This window comes from Blautia sp. OF09-25XD (genome assembly GCF_003482095.1).
Lineage (GTDB): Bacteria > Bacillota > Clostridia > Lachnospirales > Lachnospiraceae > Fusicatenibacter > Fusicatenibacter saccharivorans.
On sequence record NZ_QUMG01000023.1, the window covers coordinates 1 to 21,465 of the forward strand.

At 40.7% G+C, this 21,465-nt stretch carries 18 protein-coding genes and 2 pseudogenes; 3 read left to right on the plus strand and 17 right to left on the minus strand.

The window, feature by feature from the left end; translation table 11 throughout:
* Positions 1 to 110 precede the first annotated feature (110 nt).
* Positions 111 to 887: pseudogene (locus DXA93_RS20745) on the plus strand (tetratricopeptide repeat protein); the annotation flags it as partial.
* Positions 888 to 998: 111 nt separating this feature from the next.
* Here DXA93_RS20745 and DXA93_RS15705 read toward each other — a convergent pair.
* The 10 genes and pseudogenes from DXA93_RS15705 to DXA93_RS15745 all read right to left on the minus strand — a co-directional run bounded on the left by DXA93_RS15705 (position 999) and on the right by DXA93_RS15745 (position 10,436).
* Entirely contained in the window at positions 999 to 2,072 is a 1,074-nt protein-coding gene (locus DXA93_RS15705; protein ID WP_243109243.1) for an ABC transporter permease, read from the minus strand.
* 108 nt (positions 2,073 to 2,180) lie between these two features.
* Positions 2,181 to 3,065: an ABC transporter ATP-binding protein gene (locus tag DXA93_RS15710; RefSeq protein WP_005338319.1), complete on the minus strand. Its 885-nt coding sequence runs from the start codon at positions 3,063 to 3,065 to the stop codon at positions 2,181 to 2,183.
* Positions 3,049 to 3,417 carry a hypothetical protein gene (locus tag DXA93_RS18715; RefSeq protein WP_243109244.1) on the minus strand — a complete coding sequence of 123 codons (369 nt, stop codon included), beginning with the start codon at positions 3,415 to 3,417 and terminating at the stop codon, positions 3,049 to 3,051. Before DXA93_RS18715 ends, DXA93_RS15710 begins: the two co-directional genes overlap by 17 nt.
* On the minus strand, positions 3,417 to 3,827 hold the full coding sequence (locus tag DXA93_RS18720) for a hypothetical protein (RefSeq protein WP_243103454.1): 411 nt from the start codon (positions 3,825 to 3,827) through the stop codon (positions 3,417 to 3,419). Before DXA93_RS18720 ends, DXA93_RS18715 begins: the two co-directional genes overlap by 1 nt.
* A pseudogene (locus tag DXA93_RS15720) lies at positions 3,814 to 4,352 on the minus strand (RNA polymerase sigma factor). The gene DXA93_RS18720 and the pseudogene DXA93_RS15720 overlap by 14 nt, the downstream one beginning before the upstream one ends.
* 141 nt (positions 4,353 to 4,493) lie before the next feature.
* Complete coding sequence (locus tag DXA93_RS15725; protein WP_243037563.1) at positions 4,494 to 6,281, minus strand: ABC transporter permease; 1,788 nt, start codon at positions 6,279 to 6,281, stop codon at positions 4,494 to 4,496.
* A gap of 776 nt (positions 6,282 to 7,057) precedes the next feature.
* Positions 7,058 to 7,738, minus strand: a complete 681-nt coding sequence (locus tag DXA93_RS15730) for an ABC transporter ATP-binding protein (protein WP_055265588.1) — start codon at positions 7,736 to 7,738, stop codon at positions 7,058 to 7,060.
* Positions 7,739 to 7,846: 108 nt separating this feature from the next.
* Complete coding sequence (locus tag DXA93_RS15735) at positions 7,847 to 8,755, minus strand: sensor histidine kinase (RefSeq protein ID WP_055265586.1); 909 nt, start codon at positions 8,753 to 8,755, stop codon at positions 7,847 to 7,849.
* A complete protein-coding gene (locus tag DXA93_RS15740; RefSeq protein WP_055265584.1) occupies positions 8,752 to 9,435 on the minus strand; it encodes a response regulator transcription factor in 684 nt (227 codons plus the stop codon). Before DXA93_RS15740 ends, DXA93_RS15735 begins: the two co-directional genes overlap by 4 nt.
* A gap of 239 nt (positions 9,436 to 9,674) precedes the next feature.
* The gene (locus tag DXA93_RS15745; protein ID WP_055265582.1) at positions 9,675 to 10,436 is read right to left on the minus strand and encodes a helix-turn-helix domain-containing protein; all 762 of its coding nucleotides are present in this window, start codon (positions 10,434 to 10,436) and stop codon (positions 9,675 to 9,677) included.
* A gap of 319 nt (positions 10,437 to 10,755) precedes the next feature.
* On the opposite strand from DXA93_RS15745, the gene DXA93_RS21045 reads away from it, so the two are divergent.
* Together DXA93_RS21045 and DXA93_RS21050 are read left to right on the plus strand one after the other, a co-directional pair.
* On the plus strand, positions 10,756 to 10,962 hold the full coding sequence (locus tag DXA93_RS21045) for a hypothetical protein (RefSeq protein ID WP_416388056.1): 207 nt from the start codon (positions 10,756 to 10,758) through the stop codon (positions 10,960 to 10,962).
* Positions 10,959 to 11,312: a DUF4143 domain-containing protein gene (locus tag DXA93_RS21050; protein WP_055265580.1), complete on the plus strand. Its 354-nt coding sequence runs from the start codon at positions 10,959 to 10,961 to the stop codon at positions 11,310 to 11,312. Before DXA93_RS21045 ends, DXA93_RS21050 begins: the two co-directional genes overlap by 4 nt.
* Before the next feature lie 297 nt (positions 11,313 to 11,609).
* On the opposite strand, the gene DXA93_RS15755 is transcribed toward DXA93_RS21050, so the two are convergent.
* The 7 genes from DXA93_RS15755 to DXA93_RS15785 form a co-directional block, all read right to left on the minus strand.
* Positions 11,610 to 12,629, minus strand: coding sequence for a virulence RhuM family protein (locus tag DXA93_RS15755; RefSeq protein ID WP_055265578.1), 1,020 nt, complete (start codon positions 12,627 to 12,629; stop codon positions 11,610 to 11,612).
* 53 nt (positions 12,630 to 12,682) lie between these two features.
* Positions 12,683 to 15,757, minus strand: a complete 3,075-nt coding sequence (locus DXA93_RS15760; RefSeq protein ID WP_243109245.1) for an AAA domain-containing protein — start codon at positions 15,755 to 15,757, stop codon at positions 12,683 to 12,685.
* Positions 15,720 to 16,109: a hypothetical protein gene (locus tag DXA93_RS18735; protein WP_243109246.1), complete on the minus strand. Its 390-nt coding sequence runs from the start codon at positions 16,107 to 16,109 to the stop codon at positions 15,720 to 15,722. Before DXA93_RS18735 ends, DXA93_RS15760 begins: the two co-directional genes overlap by 38 nt.
* Before the next feature lie 316 nt (positions 16,110 to 16,425).
* Positions 16,426 to 17,838 carry a 23S rRNA (uracil(1939)-C(5))-methyltransferase RlmD gene (rlmD, locus tag DXA93_RS15770; RefSeq protein ID WP_119208732.1) on the minus strand — a complete coding sequence of 471 codons (1,413 nt, stop codon included), beginning with the start codon at positions 17,836 to 17,838 and terminating at the stop codon, positions 16,426 to 16,428.
* A 19-nt stretch (positions 17,839 to 17,857) separates the two neighbouring features.
* Entirely contained in the window at positions 17,858 to 18,688 is an 831-nt protein-coding gene (locus tag DXA93_RS15775; RefSeq protein WP_117813516.1) for a deoxyribonuclease IV, read from the minus strand.
* Positions 18,689 to 18,748: 60 nt separating this feature from the next.
* Positions 18,749 to 20,281: an ATP-binding protein gene (locus DXA93_RS15780; protein WP_055226662.1), complete on the minus strand. Its 1,533-nt coding sequence runs from the start codon at positions 20,279 to 20,281 to the stop codon at positions 18,749 to 18,751.
* Entirely contained in the window at positions 20,184 to 21,371 is a 1,188-nt protein-coding gene (locus tag DXA93_RS15785; RefSeq protein WP_243109247.1) for a metallophosphoesterase family protein, read from the minus strand. The genes DXA93_RS15780 and DXA93_RS15785 overlap by 98 nt, the downstream gene beginning before the upstream one ends.
* Positions 21,372 to 21,465: the final 94 nt, after the last annotated feature.

Here is a 21,465-nt window from a genome sequence, read left to right on the forward strand (position 1 = left end):
GAACAGTTTGCAAACCTGTACCGCCTCATAAAAAGCAGCGCCTCATTCGAAGAAGCTTTTAAGTTTGTGGGATAAGTTTGTGCAAAATTCGATATTTGCTCATTTATAGTTATTATAAAAAGCTATTTCAAACAATAGGAAATATCTTAGATCTGATTGAAAAAGATGATATGCCAAAGTATCTGCTTTTTTTGGAAAATGCATTTCCATACATGGATAACTATAACTATCACAAAGGTATGAAGGAAATCATTCAGGAACTGAAGGTACTGTTAAAGACAAAAAGCATTGGCACCGACTCTGACCGGGCGTTATTACTGGATTTTCAGGCAGCCCTTGAAACCCAACCTGAAAAAGCAATAAAACTGGAAAAAAAATGCACTTGCCCAGATAGAAAATATCACTGCTGACAATGCTCGCCTCGTTTCTAACCTTCATGCCAATCTCGGAGGACTTTACCGCATGAACGGTTATCCCGATCTTGCAAGAGAACACATGGAAAAAAGCATCTCACTGCTTGACCAATTTAACCTGCTTCATATAAATGACAGCATACCTCAGATTGCCAATTATGCAATGTTCCTGACAGAACAGCAGGAACCCGAAAGAGGAATCTCCGAATTGCAAAAATTATCCGGTATCATCAAGGAATACCATTCCGATGAATGTCTGGATTATGCCAAAGTACAGGAAAACCTTGCAACCATTTATCTGATGACCGCCAATCTTTCACAAGCCAAAACACATTTTAAAAAAGCTTTCAAAATATATGAAAAGATCTGGCTGATGAGCCTGAAATGATTGAAGCAAAATATCGGGAGATTCAGGAGTTATATCCACAGATTGGATTTTCCATTGGAAAAACTCTATCTGGTCTTTTAACATAATACGTGCAATTTAAGGCGGGCAACTTGCCCGCCTTAAATCTTTAAATTATGCTTTGATTTTTCCAGAAAATATTTTACTTACTTTGTTTTTCATGAGTATGAATACAATTTTTACTTATTTCCGTATCTGCGAAAACTCTTATAAATAAAAGGCAGTAAGGCTATTGCCATCACGGTATACATTACCATTACAAGCGGAATTTGTCGAAATACACAATTCCCAATCTGATAAATAAGTGGGACTTTTACACTTGCCTGTACATTTGTCAAAATTGTTGGTATCAAATTGAAAAGCGTTGTATACCCAGAAAGTGCCCGTCCTATAAATGGCAATAAGCAATATAAAAAGAACGGAATGCAAACAGCGACACTAATTGTATGCATTTTAGCCGCTACTAACATAGACACTGAAGCCGCCAGCATACTGGCTATAAATCCACATACAACTGTCAACAAATAGTATTGTCCATATGACATAATGTAAATACTATATGCCTGATACATTTGATAGGGTGTATTCATACCACTGGTTCCCATAATTCCAAAGCAAATCACACTAAGTAATATAATTCCCATACAATAAATCATAACTGTTGTAACTATTCCTGCCAGTATTTTTGTTTTAACAGCTTTTGTACGTCCATACTTTGTAGAGAAAAATACTGCATCTGCTTTTGTCTGAAAATCATCTGCAAATATTCCAGCACAAATAAAACCAACTATGATTGCCAGAATAATAGAATACGTTTCTACATACATAATCATAGTATCCCATGAACTATAAGATTCGTATTCTACTGGTAATTTTATTTCATTATATTTCTTTTCCAAGTATTTTTTCTGAACAGCAGTCTTTCCATATTCTTCTGCCATCTTTTTCATATTTTTATGATAAGTGTTATAGAACTCTTGTATATTTTCTTCTGTAATTTGATTCAGAACACTTTCATCATATTCTGCATCCGGTGTTAATACCGATATTATAAAACCCCTAATATCATCTATCGGTTGTAATGTCGTTCCGTAAATCGCATTTTCTTCTGAGGATTGTGTCACCGCATTTTTATTTTGTTCTATAACTTTTCCAAGTTCATCTTCTGTCAATGTACCTTTCCATGCTCGTCTGTTATCTGTAAGTTTTCTTGTTGCCATAATTCCAGTACTAGCATTTCCATTCTCATCCACATAGCGATTACTTGTAACTGCAAATCCGCTAAAAATGACAGCAAGTATCAATGCCAATCCGATTGCAAATACATTAATTTTCTTTGAAAAAATTCGTTTTATTCTAATTTAAGCATCTTGTTTTTCCTCCGATTTTTCTCCAAAATAAAATAGAAATGCATCTTCCAGATTTTTTTCTACAGCCACAGCATCTTCTGTTGGCTTTTCTATTGAAATAATTCTAAGCTCTGCTCCGGTTTTTGTTGTTTTTATATTTCCAACCAAATATTCATTCATATATTTGTCTATCATACTTCTCGAAACATTACATTGCCATACCTTTTCTTTCATAGAAGATACTAAATCTTCCGCAGTACCTGCATAAAAAAGTTCTCCATCTTTCATTAACATAATGTTATTCGCAATGTACTCAATATCCGATACAATATGTGTAGACAAGAGCACCAAACGTTCTTCCGACAATTCACTAATTAAATTACGAAAACGTATTCTTTCATTCGGGTCTAATCCAGCGGTAGGTTCGTCCAGGACAAGAATTTGCGGATCGTTTAACATCGCCTGTGCTATTCCTACACGTCTAACCATTCCTCCAGACAAATTCTTCATTTTTCTTTTACTGAATTTTTCCATTCCTACTTGATTTAATAATTGCTTCACTTTTTTTCTGGCAAACGGCATTTTTAACCCTTTTATAGAAGAAATGTACATCATATAATCATATACGGTCAAATCTGGATAATATCCAAAATCCTGTGGTAAATATCCCAGAACTTCTCGGTATTCACCTCCTAGTTTCCATATATCTTTACCATTCCATAATATTTGTCCTTCTGATGGTTGAACAATCGTACAAAGCATACGCATTAATGTGGTCTTTCCTGCTCCATTTACTCCAAGCAGTCCATAAATTCCTTTTTCCATAACACAATTCACTTTATTAACAGCATTTACTTCTCCGTATTGTTTTGTTACATTTTTAAATTCTAATTTCATACGTGTAATCCTCCAAAATTTTTTCATCAAATACTAATGACTTCTGAACACAAAAAACAAAATATACAAAAGTCAATATCAGCATAGCCACCCATACCGGAGTTACAATTTTCTGATAAATAACATCATTTGCAACAATCATCATCCATAAACCAACCCATACCAGACAAGAAAGCACTGCTATATATTCTGATTTTTCCCATCTGCTGTACAATACACGAAAACATATACAACATGAAACATTTACCGGAAGCAAAAAATTAACCACCAAATCACTTAACGAGAGTATTGTTGTTTGATATGTAATTGCCAAAAACACCATAACGATCACCAGATCCACTACTCCAAACATTAACATTCTGCTGTACAAATCTGACGCAGTGTGTAATAAGACGCCTGCTCAATCTCAATCGCACCATTTCTTCTGTTTTTCCAAATTTCCGGGATAATCAGAACCACAAATATTGTGGCAGATATTCCCATAATCCTCATCATATCTTTTATGTCTGACGTATAATTACTCAACCATATCCATAGACACATAAGAACACAACCTTGTAAAATCCACCATCTTTTTTTTATGAATTTTGTCTGCTCATACAAAAATTCAAAATAAGATGTTCTATGCGATTGTTTCGATAAAACCGACTCTGACAAAATATTCTGACATGCTTTTACTGTTTTGTTCTCTGCTTCAGCCCTTACATACTTTTCTTCAATCTCCTCTTTATATTCCTTTATTTGTTGCTTATAATTCTTCATCTTTTTTCACCTCCAACTCTTTCATTAAAAGTTCTTTTGCTCTTCCGATTCGATATTTTACAAGAGAAAGTTTGATATGAAGTAATTCTGCAATTTCTCTTTGCTTCAATTCCTGAAAAAAATATAAACTGCCGTTTCTCTAATTTCTTCCGGTAACTTTCTCACTGCCTGTTCAATAGTTAATCGGACTCCTAGCTCTTCTACATGATTTTTACTACAGTCCTCTGATTTTAGCAGTTCCTCTGATGGAATATCTTTTTTCTTTTTGTAATAATTTTTAACGGTATTTCCGGCAATTGTATAAAGATAATTCTTAACTTTTCCATATTCTTTATATCTATATAAATTGGAAAAGAAACGTGTAAACACTTCTTGTGTCAAATCCTCTGCCTCATATGGATCATTGATATGTAGCAAACAATATTGATATATACTTGAGTAATATTTTTTGACCAGTTTTTCACACGCATCTTCATCTCCTGCTCTTGCTAGATGTACTAACAAAGAATCAGTTTTGTATTCCATTCGCAAATTTGCTCCCTCTGTTTTCTAAATAATATAACAATCCTACTATAAAAAAAGTTAGGATTCTTTTGTTTTTATTTATATTTTTCTAAAAAGGCGCATGGATTCATCAAATCCATACGCCTAATTTACATATTGTTATTATTCTTTCCGAATCCTTTCAACAATGCTTTCCCGACTCATCTTTTCAAACTGATACTTTGGTATCACATACGCAATCCCAACCAAAATTGGAATCATAAGCACACATGGCACGATTGTAAGATGCAGCCGGAAGAAAAATGCCGTACCGAGCGTATTTACTAAAATCTGCTTTGCTCCAAATACAATTAGCAATACTGCAATCACAAATGCGCCTCCCAAATATAGGAATCCCTCAGTCACTAGCATTTTCGATACCTGTTTTTTCGTCATTCCCACAACTTCCAAAAGTGCCAGTTCTTTTTTTCTGCTGATTACAGAGGTTGCTGTTGTATTAAAGAAATTCATAATGCCAATAAAAGCTAAAATAACAACAAGAAAACTACCGATCATATAATATTTACTGACATACCGCTGAAAGCTCTCTTTCATGTCCAATACAGAAAACACGTTGATCATATCATTTTCTTTCAAAATATTTTTATCAATGTATTCTTTTATCTGCTTGTCCTCGCCCTTCTTTGCATCAATGGCAGCATACATGGCTGATTCATTTCCTGTCTGGGTGATATACTCCTCTTCGGGAACCAATACCGTGATATAGATACAGTCCGCATACGGATAATCCAATGCATATGGCATCAGTGCTTCTCCGATGACTTCGTAATCTTTTTGGTTTCCATTTTTGTAATCCATCTGAAAAATACCCCCAGTCTGATAATAAGAAACCGGACGCTCTGCATATTTATTACCATAATCTACAAGCACATAATTTCCGCTTTTAAATGTATCCCAAGAGCATTTTTCCCCTCTCCATTCTAATTTGTCAAACACCGACTCGCTGATTCCGAGAAAATGAACACTTACTGTATTGGAAGCCTTTGCCTCTTCCCAAACCTGTTTTTCATAATCGTTCCAGTTTTTTTCATATTTATCTGCGAATGCTTCCCATGTTTTCAGAAGTTCCGGCTCCATCTTGTGGGTTTCCTCAGAATAATACACATATCCTGTCTTAGCACTATCAGGACATTCGTCCAGAATCTCTTTGATTTCAGGTGTAATACCGTTGAAATTCGTATTTAACAAACTTCCCGTCATCTGATCCAGTTGAAAATCGGAAGCTAAAAGCACTTTTCGGTAAGAATCAAAATCATATCCCTGCACCAGCATCACGATACAGTTGACAACCACCATAGAAAGAGCGATAGAAAGCATAACAATCAATCCCTTTTTCCAATTTCGTAACACATTTTGAACTGCCATTCCCCACCAGGTTACAGAAGTATTCTTTTTTATTTTCCTATGTGACTGCTCTCCCTCTGCCAAACGCAGAGCTTCCACAGGAGATACCCTTTCCACCATTTTACAAGCCTGCAGACTAGAGAGATACACCGTTAAAAGTGTCAAAAGCGCTGCTGCAAGAAAAATCAAAGGATTTGCTGATACTACTGTCTGAGCAGTCTGTCCTGCCTGTGCACTAATTTCAGCATCTGCTGTCAAGGACGGAGCCATACAAAGACCTGCAAGATAACCACAAAGCAATCCGATTGGAATACCAATAGCTGATAATCTCCACGCCTGCATACGTACAATTTTTTTCAACTGCTTTCCCGTTGTTCCCACGTTCTTTAACAATCCGTAAGCCCGGATATCAGTTTTCACAGAAATGTTAAAGATATTATAAATAATCAGGTATCCAGCTAATATAACAAATAGAATCATTATAATTAAGGAAGAAAATGAAAATGAATCCTCTTCAAAGAGATTATATGCCGGATTGACTTCCATTCCTGTCCCAGCTCTCGTAAATCCCGCTGCTTTAGATATCTTTTCCGTTTTCTTTTCCAGATTCCAAAGGTTCTTGTACCAGAGAAAATACTCTTTTCCTCCATTGTAGATACCATTTTCTAATTCTTCCTGCGTAACGGGATAACGATTCTCCTTTGCATAGGCTTCGGATACCCAGACCATCTGACCTAAAACAGCTTTGTCTCCTTGCCAGAATCCACATATCTTAAACGTATCTGTCTTATATTGTTTCAGCATGGGATTTACTTCCCAGGTCAGCGTTACTTCTTCCCCGATCTTTGGTGTAACTCCCAGAGATTCCAATACCATGCTGCTAAGTGCTACTTCATTTTCTTTCTCCGGCAGTCTTCCTGTGGTTGGCAGACAATTAAAACTTTCTGCCGTATTTTCATCTGCATATCGGACCTCTACGGAAAAACCAAACCTTTCGTCCATTCCAGCTCCCAGAAAAATACCGGAACCATATCGCTTAACATCTTCACTCTGTTCGATTGTTTGCTGCAATCGCTTTGCATCTTCTTCTGACAGATTCTGTGCACTGGCATGGGCAGAATCCATAAACTGCTTAATTTCCGTTGCTCTTTTGGAAAGAATCATAGATACACTTCCCACAAAGAGACTTGTGAATAAAAGGGAAGTCAGAATGATTGCAATAACGGCAATAACATTCCTGGCGCGATTCATTTTCATAAAACGACTCGTTAATAATCATAACGTCTCTTTATTCTCTACTTTTACCATAAAATCGCCCCCTGCTATACCACACCACTGTCTGAAACAATTTTTCCGTCTTCTATCTGTAAAATCCGGTCTGCCATCTGGGCAATCTCTTCATTATGGGTAATCATAACGATGGTTTGGTGAAAACGCTTACTGGTTACTTTCAGAAGCCCTAATACATCCTGACTTGTCTTCGAATCCAAATTTCCAGTCGGTTCGTCAGCGAGCAAAATGGCAGGTTTTGCAGCTAAAGCCCTCGCAATTGCCACTCTCTGCTGCTGTCCGCCGGATAGAGCACTTGGCAGATTTTCCAATTTTGTTCGAATACCAAGTGTATCAATGATTTCATCTACATATTTCTTTTCAATCTTTTTTCCATCCAGCTTCACGGGAAGAATAATATTCTCCCATACATTCAACATCGGAACCAGATTATACTGTTGAAATACGAAACCAATATTCCTGCGTCGGAAAATGGTAAGCTCTTCATCTGTCATATGGCTTAAGTTCTGTCCATCCACAATTACCTGCCCAGATGTTGGATTATCTAATCCTCCAATGATATGAAGCATCGTAGACTTTCCGCTCCCGGAAGTTCCAACAATCGCTACAAACTCCCCCTTTTCCACTTCTAAATTTACACCATCAAGGGCTTTGACTTCTGTTTCTCCTTGTCCATATATTTTTTGTAAATCTACCGTTTTTAATATATTCATGTCTTCCTCCCTGTCTTATATTTTAAAAAAGCCTGTATTGCTCTTTACAATACAGACTTTATCACAACAATGTCTCTATCCGGTTTCTGAAATATCACAGTTTTGATACTATTCCTTTTTTGATATCGGGAGAAACACAGAAAAGATAGAGCCCTTTCCTCTCTCTGATGTCACTTTTATATACCCTTTTTGTGCCTGAATAATCTCTCTTGCAAGGAATAAGCCAATTCCTACTCCTGGCTGGTCTGCCACTGACAGACTCCGATAAAACCTTCCAAATATCTTTGGTATTTCTTCTTTTTCTATTCCAATGCCATCATCAATAATATCAATCTTTACAAAGAAAGAATTCTGCTCAGCTTTTACCTGAACATTTCCCCCACATGCTGTGTATTTAATCGCATTATCTACAATATTTCCGAGTGCCTCCACAGTCCATTTTGGATCACATAGAACATGCAAATCCGTGTCACATAGGCTCAGAGTAATATTCTTCTCCCTTGCTTTCACGCTAACCTGCTGCTGTATGGATTCAAGCATCTGTGTAATAGTAGTATCCTCCGAATGTACTGCGATAATTCCACTCTCCATCCGTGATAATTTGACCAATGATTGTATCAGGAAATCTAATTTCTCTGTCTGCTCCAAAATGGTATCTATCTCCTCCTGATTTTCATGATTTGTTTCAGAGAGTATTTCACCATAAATTTTCAAATTTGAAATAGGAGTCAACGTCTGATGCGCAATGTCGGAAATAAGTTTCTGTATCACTTCTTTTTGTTCCTGTTGGTTCTTTCTTGCCAGAAAGCTACTGTCTAAATGTTGTTTCATGCTGTTTTCAAGAGCAGAGTACTTTTCTTCTGATATTTCTGTCCGTTCCAGTTCTCCATCTATAGCACAATCCAGCATTTGCTGCAGCCGGTTCAAAAGCTTTTTTTCTTTCTGATAAAAAATGCTATGCCAGAAGATTCCACTTAAAACAAATATTCCTACAATCAATATAATTATTTCTATCATCCATTCACCGCCCAGGTATAACCAATTCCATAAACCGTTTTGATATATTTAGGCTTCTGCGTATCATCTTCTAATTTGTCTCTGAGACGTTTAACTGCAACAGTCAGAGCATGAGCATCCACAAACTCTGTATCTCCTTGCCATACCTCGTCAATCAGGTATTCTCGCTTCACTACTTTTCCTCTGTTTTCGCACAGCACTTTCAAGAGTTTTTGTTCTGTCTTACTCAGTTCAATAAGTTCTCCATTTTTGAAAAATTCCATTTTATCGAAATAGAACTCGAATCCATCAAACTCCATAGAATTCTTAACTACTGCATCTTTATTTCTAAGCTGCACAGACACTCTTGCACGCAAAACCATCAAACTAAACGGTTTCGTAATATAATCATTTGCCCCAGCGTCCAATCCTGTTACGATATCTACTTCCATGTTATTTACTGTAAGCAGGATAATCGGCACCTGACTGTTTTTCCTTATTTCTCTTACAAAATCAATCCCATTCCCATCCGGCAAGTTCACATCTAATAAAACCAATGTGATATCTTCCTTTTTCAAGATTTCTCTAGCCTCCTGCAAAGTCTGGCACTGATAAAAGAAATAGGAATCATTCTTCAATGCGAGACGTATTCCATCATTTAATTTTTTGTCATCTTCAACAATCAGTAAGTTTTCACTCATATTTTCTCTGCTTTCTTTCAAATTACGCTAATTGTATCATTGCCAGTTTTATAAATCAAATTATTAAATCAAAATCTCCGGCAGAAATTATCTTATAAACAGAAAAAAGCTCCCGAAGGGGCTTTCCACGTTTTAAATGTACACTAATTCTCTTAACACAACCTCTTCTGCATCATTCCATATTTCCCATGAAGAATGTTGTAAATTAGTACTATCCACAACGATAACAGGTAATTTAATTATTCGTATTTTTTCCCGATAATGTAAATCGAAACTACCATACCGCCTAATATCATAATTAGGAAAATTTTATTCAAAATATCCCATAAAGCTATATTGAAACAATTGATTATTATAATACCTGCAAGAGGATATAAAACAACTGTTGCAAGTATCCATATTTTTAAAGTTGTGCAGATATATATCCAATTTCCATTGTTAAAAGATAAACCAACTAGATGTATTCTAAAAATTCCTTGTGAAACATAATTTATCTTGTTGGCATCATAATATGTTGGTAATATGTCTTTTGCAAAGAAACAAAACCATGCACCAAATAAAAGCATTCCCCCGGTAACTAGCAATATATCCCTTTTCATCTCAGCTAACGAACTTCCAGATACAACTAACATAATAATTTCTGTAATAGATATAAAAAAACATAACAAATATGCTAATATCCAGTTTTTTCTATGCTGGTGAATAGAATCCCTAACAGCCATATCGAGAGAGCCTACTACCAATTCCTCGATTTCTTTTTTATCAATATTTTTCTGTGTATCTATTTTTTCTCCACGTAACAATTCTGTAACGGTAACATCTAATATATCAGCTATTGGTATGAGTAATACGACATTGGGCATACTAAGACCACGTTCCCATTTGCTAACTGTTTTATCTGATACATATAATTTTTCAGCCAAATCCTTTTGAGTTAAATTCTTTTCCTTTCTTAATTCGGTTACAAATAAACCGAATTTTTCATTACTAATCTGATACATATATCCACCTCCTGCACACATATTATAATGAGAGTGTACATAAATCAATCGACCAGCAGTAGAATTGCAGAATATTAGCACATAATTCATCAAATAATCTCCCCATCATGAGCTCGACCGTGCTATCCGCTGTGGAAATAATACCGGTGCTTCTGTCTACAATGATAGAGGCATTCTCTTCTTGTAAAATACAAAAATTGTCAAATTTTAATAGTTTCTGCATTTCAGTGCATAAACTTAATTTTTTTCATGAGTTTATGCTTACTCTTTCCATGTTGATTTCAATTGCGATATTTATGTTACTGGTTCGAATGCTTATATGCTCTCCTCTGAATATGCTACCTATTTATCAGGCAGATGCGTAGAAATAAAGATGCTTCCATTGTCCTTCTCTGAATTTTTAACATTCCATGATTTTGAAATAAGAGAAACCAAAAGTGCGTTAGGTGGCACACGCAAGCAAGCATTTGATAAAACCGGCGAACACTATGAACTCCAAGCGCTCACACTGTTCAGGCCTATGTGAATGCGCTACTGGAAGCATACTTCTTCTATGACATCAAGAGATTTGATATTAAAGGAAAGGAATTCTTACGTACTCTTGGAAAGTATTACATCGTTGATATCGGACTTAGAAACTATCTGCTTGGATTCAGGGATCGTGATAGCGGACATGCAATAGAAAATGTTGTTTACTTTGAACTGCTACGTAGAGACTATGATGTCTCTATTGGTAAAGTGGATAATTCCGAAGTGGATTTTATCGCAACAAAAGTAGATGACAAACTTTATGTTCAGGTCACAGAGTCCATGTATATCAATACACCGGTACCGGTGGCAAGGAAAAAACTATCAAACATCCGCTGTATCGACTGATTCACGATGAACCAAATCCGGAAATGCTAACATCTAATCCACAGCCTAAACCCTACCGCAATTTTCCGGCCATCCACTTTTTCTCCAATCAGACCAAAAAGTAGATATGTTTCCATATAATAAAACCGAGCTTTCCGCAAGGCTTCTCTGATGATACCAACCTTACAAAAAGCTCGGAAATACGCTACTTTTCAGTACTTGATTTTATTTTCTTGACAGCAAACAGACCGTCTCGACATACTCATCATTGTCCAAACTCGTATTTTTACCAACTTCTAAAAATCTCTTTTATGAAAATTAATTCTTACTGTTTTTCTTTACTGTACTGTGAATATTTTTAATGCTTTCCAAATATTCTTCTTCAACCGGCGATAAGTTCTGCACCTGATATTTCCGATATTCTTCTGTTGCTTTTTCAATTGCCTGTGCATGACTAATCGTTCCGGCTCCTTGCAACACTTTTTCACCTGTAGTTTTCAAAACATTATCAAGGTGTTCCACATAATCTTCCATATGCATGGGATTGTGACGCATAGCTTGAATCTCCGCAAAATCAAAATATCCCGATACAATATTATTTAGGATCTTTAACTCTTCATCATTGAGATAATTTTTGGCAATACTGATATCTTTCAATACAGGAAAATCACCAGAAAAACTTTTTAATCCCATAAAAGGCTGACTGGCGTCCGCACGCTCGTATATAACTTCTGCTGCTGTATGTCCATGTGCTGCATAGTGTAATTTATTTTGTACCATTTTAAAAAATGCAATGGATTCACTACTCTTGGGATCATAATCAACACTTGTTGCATAAAGGTCAAGTACCTGTCGGTACATCACTTTTTCAGATGAGCGAATATCCCGAATACGGTCTAATAACTCTTTCCAATAATTACCCCCACCCAGATTTTTTAGCCGTTCATCATCCATTGTAAAGCCTTTTATCATGTACTCTTTTAATCGTTCAGCAGCCCACCGACGGAAATTTGTAGCAATCTTGGATTTCACTCTATATCCAAGAGAAATAATCATATCAAGATTATAATGAATTGTATTATAGTTTTTTCCATCAGCTGCAGTTGTTCGGAATTTCCGAACAACTGACTCTTCATCCAATTCTTCCTCTTCAAAAATATGCTTGATATGCTCGCTGATATTAGATTTACTTGTCTGATACAACTCACATAATTGTGCCTGTGTAAGCCAAACGGTCTCGTCTTCAAATTTAACGTCAATTTTTGTATATCCATCTTCCGTTTGATATATGATGATTTCACTCCCAATAATATTAGGATTGTCTCTTTGATCCTCCATCTTTTACCCCTCCCTTTACCGTTCCATTAAATTCCCGATAACCTCTCTCTTAATTAAACATCTATCTTCACCTCTGTAGCAAATAGTTTCTTATTCCCTTCTCCTGGAATAAAAGATATTTTTTTACCCTTTTGAATCACTTCTATTGCACTCTCTGTCTTAGAATAAATACTTTCGGTAATGGAATATTCTTTTCCATCAGCACCAACTACATAGGCATAAAAACTTTCTGTTCCCTTTCCAACATATTTGACCGTTCCTGTAATGCGTCTAAAATCCGCATCAATAATGAGTGTCCGTGTCTCGTCAACCTGCATGCGCAACTCATTCTTGTGTGCATGATCATCCACAAGATACTGATTTTTATATTCTCTGATAATCCGATCCGTATCTGTTGCAACATCACACCCAAGCCCAAGATACAATTTCCTATCACTAATAATATAAAACTCCTCTTTGGCCCTCGTCGCCGCAACATTCATTATGTTCGCTTCGGTTACTGCCCAGCGTGCCGCTCCGCTGCTCTGCCTGTCGGCACCGAGTACAAAAAATACGATTGGAGCCTCTTTCCCCTGAAACGTATGGACAGTTCCGACATTTGTCGGTTTTCCCTGTTCATCATATCGGGTAAAGTGAATTTTCCGTAATTTCTGAGAAAGCTGATATGCCACATTGGAAAACGGTGTAATTACATAAACCACATCTTTTTCTTTTTTATCTAAGATTTTCGGATTTTTATCTATCATCTCCTTGAGCTTATGCAAAAGGAATTCTCCCTGTTCCTCGACATATTTATTGTTCGCCATTCCACCAACATCAAACCAGTCTGCTTTTCCGTACTTTTCCATTCCCTGCACCATAAATCCGTCATAGGAAATCATGTTCGAAATTGTAAACATCGGATACCGACATCTTCTATGCACCCATAGCGGAATTCCAACCCATGAATCCTCCGCCTTGTCCTGTTTTCGATAAAACCCGTACTGACTTGCCGCATCTGCTAAAATCTGTGCGGATGCAGATGCAGATAAATATTTTTCTGTCACTCCAAAATGCTCCCCCAACATATATAGGGTATTAGAATCCAACGTAAGAACCGGTTTAATCTGCAACGGATCACCGACCACCATTACATGCCTGCTGCGATAGATTGCACCGACAGCCGCCTGTGGCAGCGCCTGTCCTGCTTCATCGATAAAAAGATGCCCCAGTGTCTCAGCTCCAAGATTTTTGCACATACGCGAAAAACTGGCAAACGTAGAACTAATCACCGGAATTGTCATATTAATCCAGTTCCATGCCGCCTCAATCACATGCTTTCGATCCAAATACTTCTCCTGCTGATCCCAGACGATAATGGCCGCCTTTACATTTTTTCTGTTCTCATAAAGAAATTGTTTTCGAACACGTAATGCCATAACAAACAATTTTGACTGTGCGACACGATACGCTTCGTCAAACCACGGGTTTGATATCTGTAAATCTTCATACTCCTGATTCATATTCAGCGGTTCTGTCTTACTGTCGTTTTTTATATTTTCATATTCGCGGACTCTTTTCTCCAAATTTGAAATTTTACCTGTTTCCACCGTCTTCCAACTGTTAAACTCCTGCTTAAGCTTCTCCTGTTTTTCATTACTTTTACTCAGCCTTGTTTGCCGCAAATGAATATTTTCATTAATTTTTTTCTCCTGTTCCCTGCATTCTATATCTTCATCATTTAATTTTACTAACTGATCCGTAATCTCATTTAATCTGCTCCTATATTCCTCTTTCTTTTTCTTTCCCGCAAAGAAGCAAGGACGTTGCTCCTTGTGTACTTGAAGGCACTGGTTCATACTGTCCATATTTTTTCGGACAGCTTCTGCCCTGTTTTGTACCTCTTTCAAACTGAGATGTAACTGTTCCAACTGCTGCCCGCATTCCTGTTTATTTTCTGCAAGCTTCTTAAGTTCTACGCACAATTCATGCTCTTTCTTCTCTAATTTTTCTTGATAGCTGCCACGAACCTGTTCCATCTTTTGAGTATATTCCTGATACATCCGAACGCTATCTGCAAATTCCTGCCTTTTTGTTCGAATCGCTTTTACTTCCTCATAATGACTCAGAAATTGTTTATATATACCTTGATTCGGCAGATAATCTTCTTCCAAATATTTGTGGATATGCTTCATATTCGTGAGGATATTGCTCATATTATTCGCTTTTCCACCTTCAAGTGAAAATACTCCCCAAAACTTTTCTTCTCCCGGAACAGATTCTTTTACCAGTTCCTCTCTTTTCTTCCCGTTCTCATCTTCCAACCACTCTACCGACACCTTCGCATTCGATATCTCACAAAAATAGTCCGCTTCTTTCAGTTCATCGATTAGAAAATTGTCAATCTCCTTACTCAACGGAAGTTCGTTCACAATGTTTTGAACCGCACCATTATTCGAACTTGCAACCACGATATTATTTTCGATAATATGTTCCGGGATCTCTCCAATCGATGCATGATTAAAATAAATTGTTTTCTCTGTTCCTTTGATAAAATGGTCCGAAAGTTTCGCAATACTATACGCCTGCTGTACCACTAACTGCGCAAATATGTCCTTCAAAAGCGTCGTTTTTCCGGTTCCAGGCGGACCGTTGACACTTCTCATCTGATTGTTGTCAAAGCCGATGGATAAGTTTACCGCAACTTGCTGCATCAGAGAAAGCGCATATGTCGTATTGCTTGGAAACCTTCCCAGGGGATAATTCTTCGGCTGCAGAATTTGTTCAAACAGATGCGGATGAAAATTCACTGAATCTTTTTTGCTGTCAAGGTTCATGCGTTCCTTTTTATTTCCATACAAATAAGCATTCAAATTAACCGTTTCGATTTTTTTTGCTTTTTCCAGATCATCGATGAAAAAAGAATGCAGATTCGTCGCTTCAGTCTCGATATTTCCCAGAATCTTCATCCGGCAATTTATTATATCAACCTCATGTTGCAGGAGTTCCTTTTGCATCGCAGCATTAAACTTCGCCGAATCCCCTGCTGTCTCATCAAAATCCTGAGCAAGCTGATTTTTAAAATCTTTCTCAAATTCCCGAAACTCTTTCTCATAGGGAACTTTTTTTGAATTTCCGTATGTAAGCACTTTCTGTAAAGAATGTCATATCCTCCAGAAAATTAAGATTCTTATCGAAATACAGCGCGAAACTGAACTTGTCTCCGAAACGAATATCCTCATCCGTCGATTCCAAGCCATACTCTGCATGAAGTATGTCCACAACTTCCTGAAATTTAAAAATATCAAAATAGACAACGACTCCTCCTTTTTGCCGTCGATTCCATTTCTTTTTCTCAATTTTATGCAGAAACAGAGAATAGAAATCCTGTTCCTGCAAATCATTCAGAGTGAGAATAGCCTTATCATTCAAACCGATGTCTCCCTCCGATAAATGTTCCACCATTATCCATGATTCTAAAATCTTATTTTTTTCTATCATTTATGAACAAAACTCCTTCGTATCTGTTTGAACTCTCTATCTATCTTCCGATACGTATTCACGTTTCTTCAAATGTAAAATTATGTCCCACTAACCAAAACTAACAAAGGGACTTAAAGAACCAAGTCAAAGAAAAAGGATTCTTCTATTTCTACGATATCGTCATATCATCCGAAAATGTTCCAGTGCCTCCCTTATAGCCGCTTCTTTCCCTGGCGGACACTTCGGCTGTCTAGAGTTTTCCAATTTTGACAGGTTATAATTTGCCCTCTCAATAATGCCGCATTTCTGCTTCACCTGTGCGATATACAAGTTGCTAACTTTCAATCCGCTTTGCTTCAGAAACATAATCCTTGACTTCCGCATAGATCGCTTTACTCTCCGCCGCCATCAAATCAAGCTCATCCATCTCTAATTCCACATTGATATGCTTCAACTTATTTGATTTAAGTTTGGAAAGCAACACGATACTTTCCACATGCTCCGACCACGCGAACATATCATACCCCCATGCCTCTTCTGCCTTATATCCGTGTTTTGTCAGATACCGCAGGTCTCTCGCCAATGTCTCCGGATTGCAGGAGACGTAGACCACTTTTTTCGGTGAAAGGGTTACGACAGAGGACAGAAAGGCTTCATCACTGCCGGCTCTTGGCGGGTCCATGAAGACGATGTCGGCTTTTTCGCCTTTTTCGGCCATGGAGACCATGAAGGCGCCGGCGTCGTTCTGGTAGAAGGAGACGTTTTTGATTTGGTTTCGTTTGGCGTTTGTTACGGCATCGCGGACGGCGTCCGGGTTCAGTTCGACGCTGATGACTTCTCTGGCATCGCGGGATGCGATGAGGCCGATGGTTCCGATTCCGCAGTAGGCGTCCAGGACGCGTTCGTTTCCGGTGAGGCCGGCCAGGGAGATGGCTTTTTCGTACAGTTTTTTCGTCTGAACCGGGTTGACCTGGTAGAAGGACTGCGGGGAGATGCGGAAGGTGCAGCCGCAGAGTTCATCCTCGATGTAGCCGCGTCCGAAGAGGACAATGTCGCGTTTTCCGAGTACCATGCTGTCGGTGCGGTCGTTGACGTTCAGTACGATCGTGGTGATCTCCGGGTGGAGTTTGCGCAGGGCCTTTACGAAGTTGTTTTTTGACGGGAAGACTGGTGATACGCAGACGAGGACGACCATGATCTCGCCGGAAGCAAAGCCGGTGCGCACCATGACGTGGCGCAGGAGGCCGTAGCCGCTGTCCTCGTTGTAGATCATGATTTTGAAGCTCTTCAGCAGACTGCGGATATCGCGGATGATGGCATCGGCACGCTGATCCTCGAGCAGGCACTCATCGACCGGAACCACTTTGTGTGTGCCCTTTTCATAAATGCCGGATATGATCGTTCCGTCTTTTTTGCGTGCAAAGGCGGAATTGACTTTATTCCGGTAATGATAAGGATTTTCCATGCCAACCATGCCTTTGACCGGGACGATGCCCTTCAGAGTCTTCTTCAGGAACTGCTCTTTTTTCGCGAGCTGCTCTTCGTAGGAGAGGTTCAGATATGTGCATCCGCCGCATTTTTTCTGATAAGGACATTTCGACGATGATGAACTCTTTTTCTGCTTTCCTTTTTCCGGTGCCACGCTCTTTGTTTTCTCGATACGAACAGCTTTCTTTTTATTTTCCCTGTCGAAATACGTCTTTTTTCTTCCGTCAGATCTTTTATTCTTCTCTCTCGTGTTTTCCACTTTCTCTTACCTTCTTCCTCTATTTCGCAAACCCGCGCAGCAGCGCGATCTCTTTTGCATATCCGTCCAGCTCATTCGGTGTTTCCAAATAGAACGGCAGTCCCGCCAGCGCCGGATGTGTCACAATCCGCTCAAATGCCGCAAGCCCCAGCGATCCCTCACCGATCTTCTCATGGCGGTCCTTATGGCTCTCAAACGGATTCTTGCTGTCGTTCAGATGAACCGCTTTCAGCTTCGAAAGTCCTACCACGCGGTCGAACCCCTCAAGCACATCATCGAGGTGATCCACAATATCATATCCCGCATCGTACACATGGCACGTATCCAGGCAGACACCCATGTGGTCTTTTAATTCCACGCGCTCCAGAATCGCCGCCAGCTCCTCAAACGAGCGGCCGACTTCGGTTCCTTTTCCTGCCATCGTCTCGAGCAGCACCGTGGTCGTCTGCTCCGGTTTTAAAATTTCATTCAGCATCTCCGAAATTAGACGGATTCCCTCTTCCGCCCCCTGTCCGGTATGGCTGCCCGGGTGGAAATTGTAGCAGTTTCCCGGCGTATACTCCATCCGTTTCAGATCATCCGCCATCGTCATCCATGCAAACTCTCTCGTGTGCGCATCCTTCGAGCACGGATTCAGCGTGTACGGCGCATGTGCCAAAATGCGCTCGATTCCATGCTCCTTACTGTAAGAAAGAAACGCTGCGACATCCGCCTCGTCGATGGCTTTCGCCTTGCTTCCTCTCGGGTTTCTTGTAAAAAACTGAAAGGTATTCGCCCCGATGGACACCGCCTCTTTTCCCATGGCAAGATATCCTTTGGACGATGATAAATGACATCCTATTGTCAGCATAACTTCTATTCTCCTTTATTTCCAAACCACAACTCACCGATTCTCTGCGAGCCGCATTACTTAAAGCACAATTTTCCGGTACGGAATTCCCATCTCCGAGAGTGCTTCCTCCTCCCGCTTCTGACACGTAAAGAGCAGCACCTGCGTCCGGTTTTCCGCCAGCCATTTCAAAGTTTCTTTCAGCCGGTTTTCATCGTAAAACGCAAACGATTCATCGAGAATCACCGGCAGCTCCTCCTCGCCGCAGAGCACATCCATCGCCGCCATGCGGAGCGCAAAGTACGCCTGCTCGATCGTGCCGCGGCTGACCTGTTCAAGCGGCACATATTCGTCTGCGGTGTGAAGGCCGATCCGCAGATTCTCATCCATATTCACCTGCAGATAGCGGCCATTCGTCAGCGATGACAGCGTTTTTGACATCTGCTGTTTTAAGCGGTCGCCGATCCGGCTCTGCATCTGTACGGAGAGACTCTGGATCGTCTCCCCCGCCAGGGAAAGCGCATCGAGTTCTTCCTGCAGATGATCTTTTTCCGTCATGGAAATGCAGAGCTCTTCGTATTCACTCTGCAAGTTCGACAGCACCGTCTGTTTCTGCCCCAGCTCCTGCTTCAGGCGGTCCACATTCCACTGCTGGCGGCGGATCGCCTGCTCCTCCGGCTCCGTCACGACCTGCTCGACCTCCGTTTTCCGGTGACGGAACAGACTGTACGCCAGATACAAGAGCGCCGCAATCGCAAGCCCGAGTCCCGTTCTCGTCAGCAGCGAATCAATATGGAAGAACTGCAGAATGCATAAGAACAAGAGAAATCCAGCCAGCGCCACGCACGCGGCACCCCATTTGCGGCTCTTCCGAGATTCTTTTTTCATCTTCCGCACCCGTTCGATCGGCACATCCTTCTGATAAATATCCCGCTTCATCTGCTCTTTCGCCTGCTGCAGATTCTCCTCGCTCTGACGGCACTCCTCCGTAAAAACGGAAATTTTCGTCTCAAGTTCTTCCTTCCGTTTTTCCAGTCCCGCCAGCGTCTTTTTCTGTTCCTGCTCTAGGCGCTTTCTCTTCTGCTTCAGCAGATCCAGCGCCGCCGCCACATCGAGCTCTCCATCGCTGCTCCCCTGGTAATTTGCCATATAGTTCCGCAGCTCATCCGCAAGCCCTTCCTCGGTTCTTCCTTTTAACTGCCCGATCGAAGCCGTATTATCATACACAATCTCACTGACACCGCCGAGCAGCATGGAAAGATCGCCGTCCTCCACGGAGAGCACCTCGCCGTCCGTCAGGCACACCAGCTTTGCATTGGCGTTCTGCCGCCCGAAATTCCGGGTCAGACGGAACCGTTTGCCGCCGCTTTCAAGCACCATCTCTCCCGCATAGTATGCCGGATTTTCCCATGGCTCATAACGACTGTAGACATCATTTTTTGCCGCCCGCCCCCGGCCGCGTGTCATGCCGAACAGCATGCTGCGGATGAAGGTATGGACGGTCGATTTTCCGCTCTCATTTTCCCCGCTGATGAGCTGAATCCCATCGGAAAATTCCAGCGTGCGGTTCTGCATTTTTCCAAAATTGCGGATTTCCAGTTTTTCTATTTTCATCTTCTATACCTCCCGCAATCTTTTTTTCAGCCGTTCCTGCGTGCCGCCAGCAGCGCCTCGAGACCATAGTCGAGCGCCTTCTGTGACTGCGCATCCGTCTTTGTTTCAAATGCTTCAATATAGCGCTGATCAGACTAGCGCCATACGTTTTCTTCAGCTGTTCCAGATCGTACGCCGGACGTGTTTCATCCTCCACGGAGATGACTCTGCCGCAGTCCAGCAGCCGTTTCGGAGAAAATTCCAGCTCGGCGGCACGGTGTCCCACAAGTTTCAGGCGGATGATTTTTCGGATCTTCCCATCCTCCCGCAGCGCCAGCTCCTGTTTCAGCTTCGTCTCCAGCGCATACTGTGTCAGATCCTCCGTCACGTTCAACACCAGATCTTCGTACTCATATCTGGCAAACGGCACAAACTGAATCCGCGTGCCGTGCTCGTCCACCGTTCCGCGGATGTAGCCGTGCGGCCCCAACTGCGTCTCATCCGTCGGTTCGAGTGCGCCTGCGTATGCCATTTTGTCGGGAATAAGAATCCCCGGCTTATGAATGTGCCCGCACGCAATATAATCAAACCCAGCCTGCGCCATGCGGCCCGGATTCCACGGCATGTGGCGGGCATCGCCGCCGTGCGCGAGCAGCAGATGATATTTCATTTTTCCCTCCGGCCGCACGCCGTCCAGCCGGTTTTCCAGAATCTCTTTTTTGTCGTAACTGCATCCGTACACCGCCGTCTTCTTCTCCGGGACTTCAACACACTCCGGCTCCGGCGACAGGAGCATTACCACGTTGTCTGCCCAGTCGAAACCGCGGTAAAAGCTCTCCCGTTTCACATAATCGTGGTTTCCGGCAATCAGCACGACGATCGTCTCCGGGATGGAAGCAAAGAGATCATTAACCTCTTTCAGTTCCCGCAGAAGCGGCTGGCACTGAAACAGATCTCCCGCAATCAGCAGAAAGTCCGTCTTTTCCCGACCGGCCAGGCGGATGATCCGCCGGAAGCTCTCCCAGATGGCCTCCCCTCGCTCCTCGCTCCAGGGAAATCCCGCATCCGGCTGCATGCCGAGATGCACATCCGCAATATGAATAAACCGCATAGGCGCATACCCCTTTCTGGATTCATTTTCTCCATTACTACAATACGGACGTCAGGCACACCAAATCCACATTGGATTCCACTGCACCCGGCAT